Here is a 13362-nt window from a genome sequence, read left to right as displayed (position 1 = left end):
ACCAGTCGACCGACCCGGAAGGGGGCCGCTCGCGTGAGTGTGCTCGACGAGATCATCGAAGGGGTCCGCGCCGACCTTGCCGAAAGGCAGTCGCGCGTCAGCCTCGACGAGCTCAAGGAGCGTGCCGCCAAGGCGCCCCAGGCCAAGGACGGCGTCGCCGCCCTTCGTGGCGAAGGCGTCAAGGTGATCTGTGAGGTGAAGCGCTCCAGCCCGTCCAAGGGCGCGCTCGCCGCGATCGCAGACCCGGCAGGGCTGGCCGCCGATTACGAGGCGGGCGGCGCCGCCGTCATCTCCGTCCTGACCGAGGAGCGCCGTTTCGGCGGTTCCCTCGCGGACCTGGAAGCCGTACGAGCACGGGTGGACGTTCCCATCCTGCGCAAGGACTTCATCGTCACGGCGTACCAGCTGTGGGAGGCCCGCGCCTACGGCGCCGACCTCGTGCTGCTGATCGTCGCGGCCCTGGAGCAGGAGGCCCTCGTCTCCCTCATCGAGCGGGCCGAGTCCATCGGCCTCACCCCGCTCGTCGAGGTCCACGACGAGGAGGAGGCCGAGCGCGCGGTCGCCGCCGGCGCCAAGATCATCGGCGTCAACGCGCGCAACCTCAAGGACCTCAAGGTGGACCGCTCGACCTTCGAGCGGGTCGCCCCCGAGATCCCGGCCCACATCGTGAAGGTCGCCGAGTCCGGCATCCGCGGACCGCACGACCTCATCGCCTACGCGAACGAGGGCGCCGACGCCGTCCTCGTGGGCGAATCCCTGGTCACCGGCCGTGACCCGAAGAGCGCCGTGGCCGACCTGGTCGCCGCCGGCGCCCACCCCGCCCTGCGCCACGGGCGGAGCTGACCCAGACCGTGATGCCGTCCGCCCGCGCCGCCCGCACCCGACCCGGCCTCCCCGGCCTGGTCGGCGTGCCGTCGGCCCACGCGCCCCTGGCGCGCGGCTGCCGCCCCCGCGGCTGCCGCGCCCCGGCCCGGCGCGTGCGAGGGCGCCGGGTCCGGTACGTGATCGGGTCGGAGCCCGGCCAGGTCAACGGCATGCGATGGCGCGGCGGAGCCGCGTCGTAGCCGTCCCCTGCCCTGATCCGCGCTCCGCGGCCGCTTTGGCCGTGGTGGAGCCGGACACGTTCGGGACCCTCGGCGCAATACGGTGAATCCCACCCGATTGCTTCCGTAGGAGTACTGGCATGCCGTCCAGTGAGTTCTTCATTCCGGACCCCGAGGGTTCCGTCCCCACCGCCGAGGGCTATTTCGGTGATTTCGGTGGCAAGTTCATTCCGGAGGCGTTGGTCGCCGCGGTGGATGAGGTTGCGGCCGAGTATGAGAAGGCGAAGGTCGATCCGGCGTTCGCGGCCGAGTTGAATGATCTGTTGGTGAATTACACGGGTCGTCCGAGTGCGTTGACCGAGGTGCCGCGGTTCGCGGAGCACGCGGGTGGGGCGACGGTCTTCCTGAAGCGTGAGGATCTGAACCACACGGGTTCGCACAAGATCAACAATGTGTTGGGTCAGGCGTTGTTGACCAAGCGCATGGGGAAGACGCGGGTGATCGCGGAGACCGGTGCGGGTCAGCACGGTGTGGCGACGGCGACGGCGTGTGCGTTGTTCGGTCTTGAGTGCACGATCTACATGGGTGAGATCGACACGGAGCGTCAGGCGTTGAATGTGGCGCGGATGCGGATGTTGGGTGCCGAGGTCATCGCGGTGAAGTCGGGTTCGCGGACGTTGAAGGACGCGATCAACGAGGCGTTCCGTGACTGGGTCGCGAATGTGGACCGTACGCATTATTTGTTCGGTACGGTCGCGGGTCCGCATCCGTTCCCGGCGATGGTGCGTGATTTCCACCGGGTGATCGGTGTGGAGGCGCGTCGGCAGATCTTGGAGCGTGTGGGGCGGTTGCCGGACGCGGTCGCGGCGTGTGTGGGGGGCGGGTCGAACGCGATCGGTCTCTTCCACGCGTTCATTCCGGACGCGGGGGTGCGTCTGGTGGGGTTCGAGCCGGCGGGGCACGGGATCGAGACGGGTGAGCACGCGGCGACGTTGTCGGCGGGTGAGCCGGGGATCCTGCATGGTTCGCGTTCCTATGTCCTGCAGGACGAGGAGGGTCAGATCACCGAGCCGTATTCGATCTCGGCGGGTCTGGACTATCCGGGGATCGGTCCGGAGCACGCGTATTTGAAGGACGCGGGCCGGGGCGAGTACCGGGCGGTGACCGATGACCAGGCGATGCAGGCCCTGCGTCTGTTGTCCCGTACGGAGGGCATCATTCCGGCGATCGAGTCGGCGCACGCGCTGGCGGGGGCGTTGGAGTTGGGCAAGGAGCTGGGCAAGGACGGGTTGATCATCGTGAACCTGTCCGGACGCGGTGACAAGGACATGGACACGGCGGCCCGCTACTTCGGCCTCTACGACGGCACCGAGGGGGAGAGCAAGTGAGCACCACGACTGCGGGACAGGGCAACGTCCAGCTGCTGAGCGAGACCCTGGCGAAGGCCAAGGCGGAGAACCGGGCGGCGCTGGTGGCGTATCTCCCGGCGGGTTTCCCGACGGTGGACGGTGGGATCGAGGCGGTCAAGGCCGTCATCGCGGGTGGCGCGGACGTGGTCGAGGTCGGCCTGCCGCACAGTGACCCGGTCCTGGACGGTCCGGTGATCCAGACCGCGGACGACATCGCGCTCCGCGGCGGGGTGAAGATCGCCGACGTGCTGCGCACGGTGCGTGAGGCGCATGAGGCGACGGGTGCGCCGGTGTTGGTGATGACGTACTGGAACCCGATCGACCGGTACGGCGTGGAGCGGTTCGCCGCGGAGTTGGCGGCGGCGGGTGGTGCGGGGTGCATCCTGCCGGACCTGCCGGTCCAGGAGTCCGCGCTGTGGCGCGAGCACGCCGACAAGCACGGTCTGGCGACGGTGTTCGTCGTGGCGCCCTCCAGCAAGGACGCCCGTCTGGCGACGATCACGGCGGCCGGTTCCGGTTTCGTCTACGCGGCGTCGCTGATGGGTGTCACGGGGACCCGGGTCTCGGTCGGCGAACAGGCCCAGGACCTGGTCGCCCGCACCCGCAAGACCACCGACCTCCCGGTCTGCGTCGGCCTGGGCGTCTCGAACGCGGCGCAGGCGAAGGAGGTCGCGGTCTTCGCGGACGGCGTGATCGTCGGCTCGGCCTTCGTCAAGCTCCTCCTCGACGCCCCCGACCTCCCGGCCGGCCTCGCCGCCGTGCGGGCTTTGGCGGGCGAGCTTGCGGAAGGCGTACGCAGGAACTAGGCGCGGCTGATCGCGAACGGGGTTCTGTAGCCCGTTCGGGTGGATGTGGGAGCGGGGAGGCACGAGAGTGCCTCCCCGCTTCGTTTGGCGGGGCGTGAGTGACAAGAACGACGGTGCGAACCGCGATGCGAAGAGAACGGCCCGCGAGCGACTCCTGGTGGAGCGCGAGCGGCAGAAGAGCAAGGACAAGCGCCGCCGGACCCTGGTGGTGTCCGCCGCGGTCGTCGGCGTACTGGGCCTCGCGGCCGTAGTCGGTCTGCTCGCGGCCAATGCGGGCAAGAGCGGCGCGGACAAGGACAAGGCCGGCCCGGTCGTGGCCCCCTCGGGTGCCACGGGGAAGGACGCCCTCGCGATCCAGAACGGCAAGGACTCCGCGAAGTCGACCCTGACGGTCTGGGAGGACTTCCGCTGCCCGGCCTGCAAGTCCTTCGAGGACGCCTACCGCGCCACCATCCACGATCTCGTCGGGAAGGGGCAGCTCAAGGTCGAGTACCACCTGGTGACGCTGATCGACGGCAACATGAGCGGCAGCGGCTCCCAGAAGGCGGCCAATGCCGCGGCCTGCGCGCAGGACGTCGGGAAGTTCCCGGCGTACCACGACGTCCTCTTCGAGAACCAGCCGAAGGAGGTCGACGACGCCTACGGCAAGAACGCCCGGCTGATCGAGCTGGCCGGCAAGGTGGACGGCCTGGACACCCCCGCCTTCCGCCAGTGCGTCGAGGGCGGGACCCACAACAGCTGGGTCGCCAAGTCGTACGACGCCTTCAAGGCGCAGAAGTTCCGCGGCACGCCCACGATCCTGCTCGACGGCAAGGACATCTTCGCGGACCAGGCCAATCCGCTCACCCCGGAGAAGCTGAAGGCGAAGGTCACGGCGGCGGCCGGCGCCGGAGCCCCCGCGCAGTCCTCGCCCGAGGGGTCGCCGCAGGCGTCGGCGCGCCCGTCGGCATCGGCATCGGCATCGGGGCGGCCCTCGGCCCGCAGCTCGGCCCGTGGCTCCACGGGTACGTCGTCGGGCACCTCGTCCGGCACCTCGTCGGGCACCTCGTCGGGCACCTCGTCCGGCAATGCGACGGGCACTTCGGCGGTCGACGGGGACTGATCCGGAGGGCTCGGGCCCGTGCCCGCCGGATGATCGGCAGGTGTCGATTTGACGCCAGCTTGCCGGGCGGGTTGCGGTGCCCACCGCCCGGCAAGGTAGCGTCTGGGTTGCCATGGAACTTGCTTACATTCCCAGCCCGTCGACCGGTGTGGTCCATCTCGGACCGATCCCGCTGCGCGGCTACGCGTTCTGCATCATCATCGGCGTCTTCGTCGCCGTCTGGCTCGGCAACAAGCGCTGGGTCGCGCGCGGTGGCCAGCCGGGCACGGTGGCGGACATCGCCGTGTGGGCGGTTCCGTTCGGCCTGGTCGGCGGACGCCTCTACCACGTGATCACCGACTACCAGCTCTACTTCGGCGAGGGCCGCAACTGGGTCGACGCCTTCAAGATCTGGGAGGGCGGCCTCGGCATCTGGGGCGCGATCGCGCTGGGCGCGGTCGGCGCCTGGATCGGCTGTCGCCTGCGCGGCATCCCGCTGCCCGCCTGGGCGGACGCGCTGGCTCCGGGCATCGCGGTGGCCCAGGCCTTCGGCCGCTGGGGCAACTGGTTCAACCAGGAGCTGTACGGTCGCGCCACCGACGTGCCGTGGGCGCTGGAGATCAGCGACGGCCCGAACCGGGTCGCGGGCACCTACCACCCGACCTTCCTGTACGAGTCGCTGTGGTGCCTCGGCGTCGCGGCCCTGGTGATCTGGGCCGACCGCCGCTTCAAGCTGGGCCACGGCCGGGCGTTCGCACTCTACGTCGCCGCCTACTGCGTCGGGCGCAGCTGGATCGAGTACATGCGGGTCGACGAGGCGCACCACGTGCTGGGCCTGCGGCTCAACGTGTGGACGGCCATCGTGGTCTTCGTGGCCGCCGTGGCCTACCTGATCCTGTCGGCGCGGCTGCGGCCGGGCCGCGAGGAGATCGTCGAGCCGATCCGCAGCGCCCCGGAGGGCGAGGACGCTCCGGCGGACAAGGGCAAGGGCAAGGGCAAGGACGTGGCCGGTTCCGCGACCGACCAGAAGGCCGTGGACTTCGCGAAGGCCGAGAAGGCCGCGAAGGCCGAGCCGTCCGAGAAGCCCGGAGCCAAGAAGCTCTGACCCGCACCGGGTCACCGCGTCACCGCATCACACCGTGCTCCGCCGGATCCGATCCGGCGGAGCACGCGTGCGTCACGACAGCACCCGGGGCTCCCGTCGGGAGAGCGCCATGACCTGCTCCGCGCCCGCCAGGACCGCCGGATCCACGAACCGGCCGTCCGGCAGGGCCTGGGCGCCCGGAGCGCGGCGCGCCGCCGCGACGACCTGCTCGGCCGCGGCGATCTCCGCGGGCCCGGGCAGGTAGGTCCGCTCGATCACGGGCAGCTGCCGCGGGTGGATCGCGGCCCGGCCCAGGAAACCGAGCGCGCGGCCCCGCACGCAGGACTCGGCCAGTGCCTCCAGGTCGCGGATGTCCGGGAAGACGGACTGCGGCGGGGGTGCCAGTCCGGCCGCCCGGGCCGCCACGACCACCCGGGAGCGCGGCCAGTCGAGCCCCGCGTCCGCGCTCACGCCGAGGTCCGCCCGCAGGTCCGACTCGCCGAGGGAGAGCCCGCGCAGCGCCGGGTGGGCGCGGGCGATCTCGTACGCGCGCTCCACGCCCAGCGCCGACTCCAGCAGCGCGTACAGGGCCACCCCGCCGGTCCGGTCCGCGACCGTGCTGATCTGTTCCGGCGCCGTGATCTTGGGCAGCCGCAGCCCCGAGAGGCCGTGCAGTGCGGACAGCGCGGCCAGGTCCGCCAGCGCCCAGGGCGTGTCCAGGGCGTTCACCCGGACGTACACCGGAGTCGGGGGCCGGTGCTGGAGCAGCTCCGCCGTGGCCGCGCGGGCGTACTCCTTGCGGGAGACCGGTACCGCGTCCTCCAGGTCCACGATCACCGCGTCCGCGCCGCAGCCGAGCGCCTTCGCGACCACCTCCGGCCGGTCCCCGGGTACGTACAGCCAGGTCAGGATCACAGCGCCCCCTCGGCCCGCAGGACGTCGATCTCCGCTCCGGACCATCCCAGTTCGGCCAGCACCGCCTCGGTGTCCGCGCCGTGCGCGCGGCCCGCCCAGCGGATCGCCCCCGGCGTCTCGGAGAGCCGGAAGAGGACGTTCTGCATCCGCAGCGGGCCGAGGTCCGGGTCGTCGACCTCGGTGACCGTGTCCAGGGCCGCGTACTGCGGATCGGCCAGCACGTCGCGCACGTCGTAGACCGGTGCGACCGCCGCCTGTGCCTCCTCGAAGGCCGCGACCACCTCGTCCGCCTTGTGCCGGGCGATCCACCCGCCGACCGCGTCGTCCAGGACGGCCGCGTGCGCGGCGCGCCCCGAGCCCGTCGTGAACCACGGCTCGTCGATCAGCTCCGGCCGCCCGACCAGCCGCACCACCCGCTCCGCGATCGACTGGGCCGAGGTGGAGACGGCCAGCCAGCGGCCGTCCGCGCTGCGGTAGGTGTTGCGCGGGGCGTTGTTCGTGGACCGGTTGCCGGTGCGGGGCTGCACGTAGCCGAGCTGGTCGTACCAGAGCGGGTGCGGGCCGAGGACGGTCAGGATCGGCTCGATGATGGCCAGGTCCACGACCTGCCCCGCCCCGGTGCGGTCGCGGCCCGCGAGCGCGGCCATGACGGCGTACGCCGTGGCCAGCGCGGCGATCGAGTCCGCCAGCCCGAAGGGGGGCAGGGTGGGCGGCCCGTCGGGCTCCCCGGTCATCGCGGCGAACCCGCTCATGGCCTCGGCGAGGGTGCCGAAGCCCGGGCGGTGGGCGTAGGGGCCGAACTGGCCGAAGCCGGTCACCCGGGTCAGGACCAGCCGGGGGTTGACGGCGGACAGCTCCGCCCAGCCCAGCCCCCACTTCTCCAGGGTGCCGGGACGGAAGTTCTCGATGATCACGTCGGACCCGGAGGCGAGCCGCAGCAGCACCTCCCGGCCGCCGGGCGTGGACAGGTCGAGGGTCATGGTCCGTTTGTTGCGGCCCAGCAGCTTCCACCACAGGCCGATGCCGTCCTTGGCGGGGCCGTGGCCGCGCGACGGGTCGGGGAGCCGGGGATGCTCGACCTTGAGCACGTCGGCGCCGAAGTCGCCGAGCATCGTCGCGGCCAGCGGTCCGGCGAAGAGGGTGGCCAGGTCGAGGACGCGCAGCCCGGCGAGCGGGCCGGGGGCGGTCACGGCCGGGGTCCGGTGCCCGCGAAGGCGTCCGTCTCGGCGCGCGAGGGCATCGAGTCCTGGGCGCCGGCCCGCTGCACCGACAGCGCCGCCGCCGCCGAGGCCCAGGCCAGGGCCGCACGCATGGTGCGCCCCTCGCCGAGCGCCACGGCGAGCGCGCCGACGAAGGTGTCCCCGGCCGCTGTGGTGTCCACGGGCCGGACCCGGGGCGCGGGCACGGTGTAGGGAGCCTGCCCGCGCGCCGCGTGCAGGGCCCCGACCGCGCCGAGGGTGATGACCACTTCCGGGACGTCGTGCAGCAGGGCGTCCGCCGCCAGCCGCGGGTCGGTCAGCCCCGTGAGCGTTGCCGCCTCGTGCTCGTTGGGCACCAACAGGTCGGTGACGGCCAGGAGTTCGGCGGGCAGCGGCTGGGCGGGGGCGGGCGTGAGGACCGTACGCACGCCGTGTGCGCGGGCGGCGCGGGCGCCCGCCAGGACGGCGGTCAGCGGCAGTTCGAGCTGGAGCAGGAGGGAGCCGCAGGCGGCGATCCGGGACTCGTCGCCGGCCTCCAGGCCGGTGACGCTGGCGTTGGCGCCCGGGATCACGATGATCGAGTTGCCGCCCTCGTCGTCCACGGTGATGTGCGCGGTGCCGCTGGCGCCCTCTACGGTGCGCAGCGCCGCCGTCTCCACCCCGGCGGCCGAGAGCGCGGAGCGCAGCCGTACCCCGAAGGGGTCCGCGCCGACCGCCCCGATCATCGTCACCTCCCCGCCGCTGCGGGCGGCGGCGACGGCCTGGTTGGCGCCCTTTCCGCCGGGTACGGTGCGGAACTCGCGGCCGGTGACGGTCTCCCCGAGGCGGGGGGCCTTGGGGACGTAGGCGACGAGGTCCATGTTGGTGCTGCCGAGCACGGCGATGGCCGTCATGAGCGTGCTGCCTCCTGTGCGGTGAGGTGGGCGAGGGTGTCGAAGCCGATGCCGTCGAAGCCGGGGACGCTGGTCGCGAGCCGGTTCTTCAGCGGGGCGGTCCAGCGGTGCGGGAGGCGGTCCGGTGAGCCGGCGAGCAGCCCGGCGAGCGCGCCCGCGGTCGCGCCGTTGGAGTCGGTGTCCCAACCGCCCGACACGGCGCGGCAGATGGAGCCGGTGAAGTCGCCGTCGGCGTGGGTGAGGGCGGCCGCGATCAGCGCGGTGTTCGGGACGGCGTGCACCCAGTGGTAGTGGCCGTAGCGCTCGTGCAGCCGGTCGACCACGTCGTCGAAGCGGGGGTGCTCGTGCGCGGCCCGCAGGGCGAAGCGGACCGCCTCGGCGAGCCGGGAGCGCGGGGGTACGACGGCCAGTCCGGCGGCGAGCGCGCCGTGCGCGTCGGCTCCGGGGGAGGCCGCGGCGGCGGTGGCGGCGGCGACGAACAGGGCGGCGTAGACGCCGTTGCCGGTGTGGGTGAGGACAGCGTCCCGGTGGGCCTGGGCCGCGGCGGCCACCGGATCGCCGGGGTGGGTCCAGCCGTGGACGTCGGCGCGGATGAGGGCGCCGATCCACTCGCGGAACGGGTTGTGGCGGGTGGCGGTGGCGGGCGGCTCCACGCCGAGGAGGAGGTTGCGGTACGCGACCCGCTCGGCGGTGAAGGTGCGCCCGGCCGGCAGCTCGTCGAGCCAGAGCCGGGCGACGTCCGCGGTGGTGAAGTCCTTGCCGTGGCGCTGGATCAGGAGCAGGTTCAGCAGCGGGTAGTTGAGGTCGTCGTCCTCGGGGGTCCCGTCGATGTTCTCGGCCAGGGAGGTCGGCGCGGAGCGGCGGTTCCAGGGGTGCGTGGCGAGCAGCTCCGCGGGGACCCCGCGGGCGGTGAACCAGTCGTCCAGCGGCCAGTTCCCGGCGGCCCGGGCCAGTGCGCGGATCCCGACGAGCGGCAGCTTCTCGACGGGCTTCCCGAGCACGCACCCCACGGCCCGCCCGAGCCAGGCGGCCTCCAGCCGGTCCGCCTCCGGCGAGGGGGCGGGGCGGGGGGCGGGGCGGGGGGTGGGGGGCCAGGTGGCGGTGATGGCGGGCCAGGAGGTGGGTTCGTCCGTCGGTGCGGGGCGGGGGAGGGCGGCCAGTTCGTCCAGCAGGCGGTGGGCGAGGACGCGCAGGTGCGGGTCCGCGGGGGTGGTCGAGGCGCCGGCCCGGGCGGGGGCCGGGTGGCCGCCCGCCGCCAGCCAGGCCCGCCGCAACGGCTCCGCGGCCGGGCCCCGCCCGTCCTCCTCGGCCTGGCGCAGCTCGTGCCCGACCAGGTCCTCGGGCTGCGCCCAGGTCAGCCGGACGCCCGCCGGCGCGGGGGCCACCACGGCGGCCCGGCTCACCGTGGGTCGGCGATCGCGGCGAAGGCGTGCTCGTGGGCCCGGCGGCGGGTGCGGTCGAGGTCGAAGACCTCGCGGGCCACCCGGGCCAGGGCCGCCGCGGGGGCGTGCAGGTCGAGCCGGCTCGCCTCCGCGACCTGCTTGGCCCACCGCTCGGGCACCGCCGCCGCGCCGCCCATGGCCCCGGCCAGCGCCCCCGCCATCGTGGCGATCGAGTCGCAGTCCCGCCCGTAGTTGACGGCGCCGAGCACCGCCTCCTCGTACCGGCCGTCCGCGACCAGCAACATCCCGAGCGCCACCGGCAGTTCCTCGATCGCGTGCAGCCGGGACGGCCGACGGGCGCCGAGCGAGGGGGCGCGGTAGTCCGGGCCGACCGAGTCGTAGGGGGCCACCGCCGCCCGCAGCGGCGCGATCGCCGACGCGAAGTCCCGGTGCCGGGAGGCTGTTTCGGCGACCGCCTCGATCGCGGCCCGGGTGCCGTCCTTGGCCAGCGAGAGCGTCGCCTCGACCACCGAGGCGGCGCTCGCCCCCGGCAGGCAGGCCGCCGCCACCGCCGCGGCGAACACCCCGGCGGCCTCCCGCCCGTAGGACGACTGGTGGGCGCCGGCGAGGTCCAGCGCCTCCGCGTACGCGCCCGCGGGGTTGCCGGCGTTCACGATGCCGACCGGCGCCGCGTACATCGCGGCCCCGCAGTTGACGATGTTCCCGCTGCCCGCCTCGCGCGGGTCCACGTGCCCGTAGTGCAGCCGGGCCACGATCCACTTCTCGGCGAGGAAGATCCGCTGCAACGGCAGCGCCTCCGCCTCCAGTTCCGGGATCCAGCGCGGCCGTGACATCAGGTCGGGGACGAGGTGGTCGGCGACCGCGTAGGCGTCCAGGTGGTCGCGCACCGCCTCGTAGACGCGCACCAGCGCGTGCGTCATCAAGGTGTCGTCGGTGACGTGGCCGTCGCCCTTGTGGTAGGGCGCGATGGGGCGCGCGGTGCGCCAGTCCTCGTACCAGGGGCCGACGACCCCCCGTACCGGACCGCCGTGGCGTTCCACGATCTGGTCCGGTGACCAGCCCTCCACCGGGCCGCCGAGCGCGTCCCCGACGGCCGCGCCGACCAGGCAACCCGCGGCCCGGTCCTCAAGTGTGAGCGTCATGTCCGAATCATCCCCTGGGGCTTGAGTTCCTTGGGCGAGGTGAGTTCCGTCCGCGCGAGGAGGGCGGCGAGTTCCACGAGGTCGGTGCCGGCGAGGCGGGGCAGTGCGCAGCCGGACAGGGTGCGGCAGGCGTCGCGCCAGGCGGCGGTGATCGAGTCGCCGCCGCCGAGCGCGCCGGTCAGCGCCCCGGCGAGGGCGGGTGCCGAATCCGCGACGCGGGACAGGCAGGCGGCCGCCGGTACCGCTTCGGCGACCCGGCCGCGGGCGGCCGTCGCGAGGGCGAGGGCGACCGGGACGGTCTCGGCGGCGGCGATGCCGTAGCTGTAGACGTGGTCCACGATCTGGTGTTCCAGCAGCGGCACGATGGCGAAGGCGCCGCCGCTCGCGCCCGCGTCCGTGTGCGCGGGCGCGTGGGCGCGGGCGAGCGCGACGGCGTGCCGGGCGTTGCGGCCGATCTCGGTGGTGGCGGGCAGTTGGTCGAGCGCGGCGTCCACGGCGGCGTCGGTGCCGGCGCCCGCCAGGGCGGTGGCGACGGCGGCGGCCATCGCGCGGGCGCCGTGCACGCCGTCGCCGTCCTGGGTGTAGCGGGCGTCGAACTCGGCGAGGTCGGCGGCCGCCGCCGGGTCCCCGGGGTGGACCACCGCGAGGACGCAGGCGCGGATGCAGGCGGCGTCGTCGAAGTAGTGCGGATTGTCGTGGCCGGTGGCGGGCGGGCGCAGACCGGCCGCGAGGTTGCCGAGGCCGGCCCGTACGGAGATCCGCGCGCGCAGCGGCAGGACCGCCGACTCGACCTCGGGGGCCCGCTCGGCGGCCGCCGCGACCTCGCTGGCCAGGGCGTTCCAGGCCAGGTCGATCGCGGCCCGCATGCGCCGGGACCGGCTCAGGTCGCTGAGCAGGGCCCCGGCGGCGGTGAGGACGGACTCGGCGGCGAAGGCGGCCCACTCGGCGTCGTCGCTCGGGCCGAGGCGCAGGGGTTCGGGGGGCTGGTTGAGGGCGATGGGGACGGGGAGGGTGGTGGTGGCGTTCTGCTCGGCGAAGGTGTCCAGCTCGCGGGTGAGGCGGCGGGTCCACTCGGGCATCCGGCTGGCCCGGTGCCGTGCGGCGGGCCACCCGGCCGCGTCCCCCGCGGCCAGCCCGAGCAGCAACCCCTCGATCCGCCGCACGTCCCCGCCCGCGCGGTCCACCGCTGTCGCCGCTGGTGCGGGCGCGGGGGCGGGCGCCGGTTCGGTTTCGGGGTGGCTGGGGGGCGTGTGGGTGGGGGCCGTGTGGGGGAGTGGGGGTGCGGTCATGGGGAGGGCTCGGTTTCCGGGGTGAGGAGGTCCGCGATGTCCAGGACGTGGTAGCCCCGCATCGAGGGCAGGCAGCTGCCCCGTACCGGGCCGATCGCCGAGGACCACGCGGCGGGGATGGCGGCGGCTCCCGACAGCGCTCCGGCCAGGGCGCCCGCGACGGCCGCGGTGGTGTCGGCGTCGCGGCCCATGTTGACGGCGGTCAGGACGGACTCCGCGAAGTCCCCGCCGCACGCGGCGAACGCGCCGAACGCCAGCCCCACCGCCTCCGGCGCCAGGTCCGTCCACGGGTAGCCGCCGATGACCACCGCCGAGCGCACCGCCCGTTCGCCGCGCGGGGCGGCCGTCACGGCCCGGCGCAGCGAACGGGCCGTCCAGGAATCCGAGGGGATGACGGACAGGGCCGCCGAGACCACCGAGGCCGCGGATCCGCCCGCCATGGCCGCCGCCACGCCCGCCGCGACGGCCTGCCCGCCGTAGATGCCCTCGCCGTCGTGGCTGACCGTGCCGTCGATCGCGACGAGCCGGGCCGCCTCGGCCGGACGCCCGGCCGCGAAGACCCCGAAGGGCGCGGCCCGCATGGCCAGGCCGTCCGACCACGCGTGCCGGTGCTGCGCGGAGATGGGCGCGGCGAGCCCGCGCCGCAGGTTCTCCAGCGTGCCGCGCTCCGAGAAGCCCGCACCGCGGAAGGGACCCTCGTCCAGGTCCGCGATCCAGTGGTGCCAGGCCCGTTCGACGTGCGCGACGGTCAGCGCCGACCCGTGCCGGGCCAGCAGCAGGCCCGAGAAGATCGCGTACTCCGTGTCGTCCGTCCCGGCCGGGTCGTCCGAGACGAAGCCTTCGATCCGGCCCCACTTGGCCCGGATCTGCGAGGGCTTCATGTTCTCCGCCGGGGCGCCCAGCGCGTCACCCACCGCGAGGCCCAGCAGCGCGCCCCGGGCCCGGTCCAGCACGACCCGCGGACGGTCCTGCGGAGGCGAGTCCGGACGAGCCTCGGGACGGGCCTCCGGAAGGGCCTCGGGACGGGCCTGCGGATGCGCCTGCGGATGCGTCTCGGGATGCGACTGCGGATCGGATGCAATCAGCTCCATGGGCGCG

At 74.1% G+C, this 13362-nt stretch carries 12 protein-coding genes and 1 pseudogene; 6 read left to right on the top strand and 7 right to left on the bottom strand.

Going from position 1 to position 13362, the window contains the following annotated elements; genetic code table 11:
* Positions 1-33: 33 nt before the first annotated feature.
* From trpC to lgt, 6 genes and pseudogenes are all read left to right on the top strand, one after another.
* On the top strand, positions 34-843 hold the full coding sequence (trpC, locus tag ACZ4UB_RS19965) for an indole-3-glycerol phosphate synthase TrpC (protein WP_354383961.1): 810 nt from the start codon (positions 34-36) through the stop codon (positions 841-843).
* A gap of 11 nt (positions 844-854) precedes the next feature.
* Positions 855-1064: a tryptophan biosynthesis modulator TrpM gene (gene trpM, locus ACZ4UB_RS19960; RefSeq protein ID WP_354383962.1), complete on the top strand. Its 210-nt coding sequence runs from the start codon at positions 855-857 to the stop codon at positions 1062-1064.
* 119 nt (positions 1065-1183) lie between these two features.
* Positions 1184-2431, top strand: a complete 1248-nt coding sequence (trpB, locus tag ACZ4UB_RS19955) for a tryptophan synthase subunit beta (RefSeq protein WP_468071789.1) — start codon at positions 1184-1186, stop codon at positions 2429-2431.
* A complete protein-coding gene (gene trpA / locus ACZ4UB_RS19950; RefSeq protein WP_468071787.1) occupies positions 2428-3258 on the top strand; it encodes a tryptophan synthase subunit alpha in 831 nt (276 codons plus the stop codon). The genes trpB and trpA overlap by 4 nt, the downstream gene beginning before the upstream one ends.
* 94 nt (positions 3259-3352) lie before the next feature.
* Positions 3353-4138 (top strand): annotated as a pseudogene (locus ACZ4UB_RS19945) (DsbA family protein); the annotation flags it as partial.
* A 334-nt stretch (positions 4139-4472) separates the two neighbouring features.
* A complete protein-coding gene (lgt, locus tag ACZ4UB_RS19940) occupies positions 4473-5444 on the top strand; it encodes a prolipoprotein diacylglyceryl transferase (protein ID WP_468071785.1) in 972 nt (323 codons plus the stop codon).
* A 72-nt stretch (positions 5445-5516) separates the two neighbouring features.
* Here lgt and ACZ4UB_RS19935 read toward each other — a convergent pair whose 3' ends face one another.
* Genes ACZ4UB_RS19935 through ACZ4UB_RS19905 form a run of 7 tightly spaced genes read right to left on the bottom strand, consistent with a single transcriptional unit; the run spans position 5517 to position 13355 of the window.
* Complete coding sequence (locus ACZ4UB_RS19935; RefSeq protein ID WP_468071783.1) at positions 5517-6383, bottom strand: HpcH/HpaI aldolase/citrate lyase family protein; 867 nt, start codon at positions 6381-6383, stop codon at positions 5517-5519.
* Entirely contained in the window at positions 6335-7528 is a 1194-nt protein-coding gene (locus tag ACZ4UB_RS19930) for a CaiB/BaiF CoA transferase family protein (protein WP_468071781.1), read from the bottom strand. The genes ACZ4UB_RS19935 and ACZ4UB_RS19930 overlap by 49 nt, the downstream gene beginning before the upstream one ends.
* Positions 7525-8430 carry a ribokinase gene (rbsK, locus tag ACZ4UB_RS19925; RefSeq protein ID WP_468071779.1) on the bottom strand — a complete coding sequence of 302 codons (906 nt, stop codon included), beginning with the start codon at positions 8428-8430 and terminating at the stop codon, positions 7525-7527. Before rbsK ends, ACZ4UB_RS19930 begins: the two co-directional genes overlap by 4 nt.
* Entirely contained in the window at positions 8427-9833 is a 1407-nt protein-coding gene (locus ACZ4UB_RS19920; protein WP_468071777.1) for an ADP-ribosylglycohydrolase family protein, read from the bottom strand. The genes rbsK and ACZ4UB_RS19920 overlap by 4 nt, the downstream gene beginning before the upstream one ends.
* On the bottom strand, positions 9830-10975 hold the full coding sequence (locus ACZ4UB_RS19915) for an ADP-ribosylglycohydrolase family protein (protein ID WP_468071775.1): 1146 nt from the start codon (positions 10973-10975) through the stop codon (positions 9830-9832). Before ACZ4UB_RS19915 ends, ACZ4UB_RS19920 begins: the two co-directional genes overlap by 4 nt.
* On the bottom strand, positions 10972-12264 hold the full coding sequence (locus tag ACZ4UB_RS19910) for an ADP-ribosylglycohydrolase family protein (protein WP_468071773.1): 1293 nt from the start codon (positions 12262-12264) through the stop codon (positions 10972-10974). Before ACZ4UB_RS19910 ends, ACZ4UB_RS19915 begins: the two co-directional genes overlap by 4 nt.
* Positions 12261-13355, bottom strand: a complete 1095-nt coding sequence (locus tag ACZ4UB_RS19905; protein ID WP_468071771.1) for an ADP-ribosylglycohydrolase family protein — start codon at positions 13353-13355, stop codon at positions 12261-12263. The genes ACZ4UB_RS19910 and ACZ4UB_RS19905 overlap by 4 nt, the downstream gene beginning before the upstream one ends.
* Positions 13356-13362: the final 7 nt, after the last annotated feature.

The sequence above is a fragment of the Streptomyces sp. NPDC028419 genome, assembly GCF_055565515.1.
The sequence above is the reverse complement of the archived record's forward strand: the minus strand, read 5'-3'. Positions and strand labels throughout refer to the sequence as shown.

Bases quoted from the DNA above. Each gene is read 5' to 3' on its own strand.
- trpM (WP_354383962.1), top strand. From the start codon at position 855: ATGCCGTCCGCCCGCGCCGCCCGCACCCGACCCGGCCTCCCCGGCCTG.
- ACZ4UB_RS19935 (WP_468071783.1), bottom strand. From the start codon at position 6,383: ATGGTCCGGAGCGGAGATCGACGTCCTGCGGGCCGAGGGGGCGCTGTG.
- rbsK (WP_468071779.1), bottom strand. From the start codon at position 8,430: ATGACGGCCATCGCCGTGCTCGGCAGCACCAACATGGACCTCGTCGCC.
- trpB (WP_468071789.1), top strand. From the start codon at position 1,184: ATGCCGTCCAGTGAGTTCTTCATTCCGGACCCCGAGGGTTCCGTCCCC.
- ACZ4UB_RS19910 (WP_468071773.1), bottom strand. From the start codon at position 12,264: ATGACCGCACCCCCACTCCCCCACACGGCCCCCACCCACACGCCCCCC.
- ACZ4UB_RS19915 (WP_468071775.1), bottom strand. From the start codon at position 10,975: ATGACGCTCACACTTGAGGACCGGGCCGCGGGTTGCCTGGTCGGCGCG.
- lgt (WP_468071785.1), top strand. From the start codon at position 4,473: ATGGAACTTGCTTACATTCCCAGCCCGTCGACCGGTGTGGTCCATCTC.
- ACZ4UB_RS19905 (WP_468071771.1), bottom strand. From the start codon at position 13,355: ATGGAGCTGATTGCATCCGATCCGCAGTCGCATCCCGAGACGCATCCG.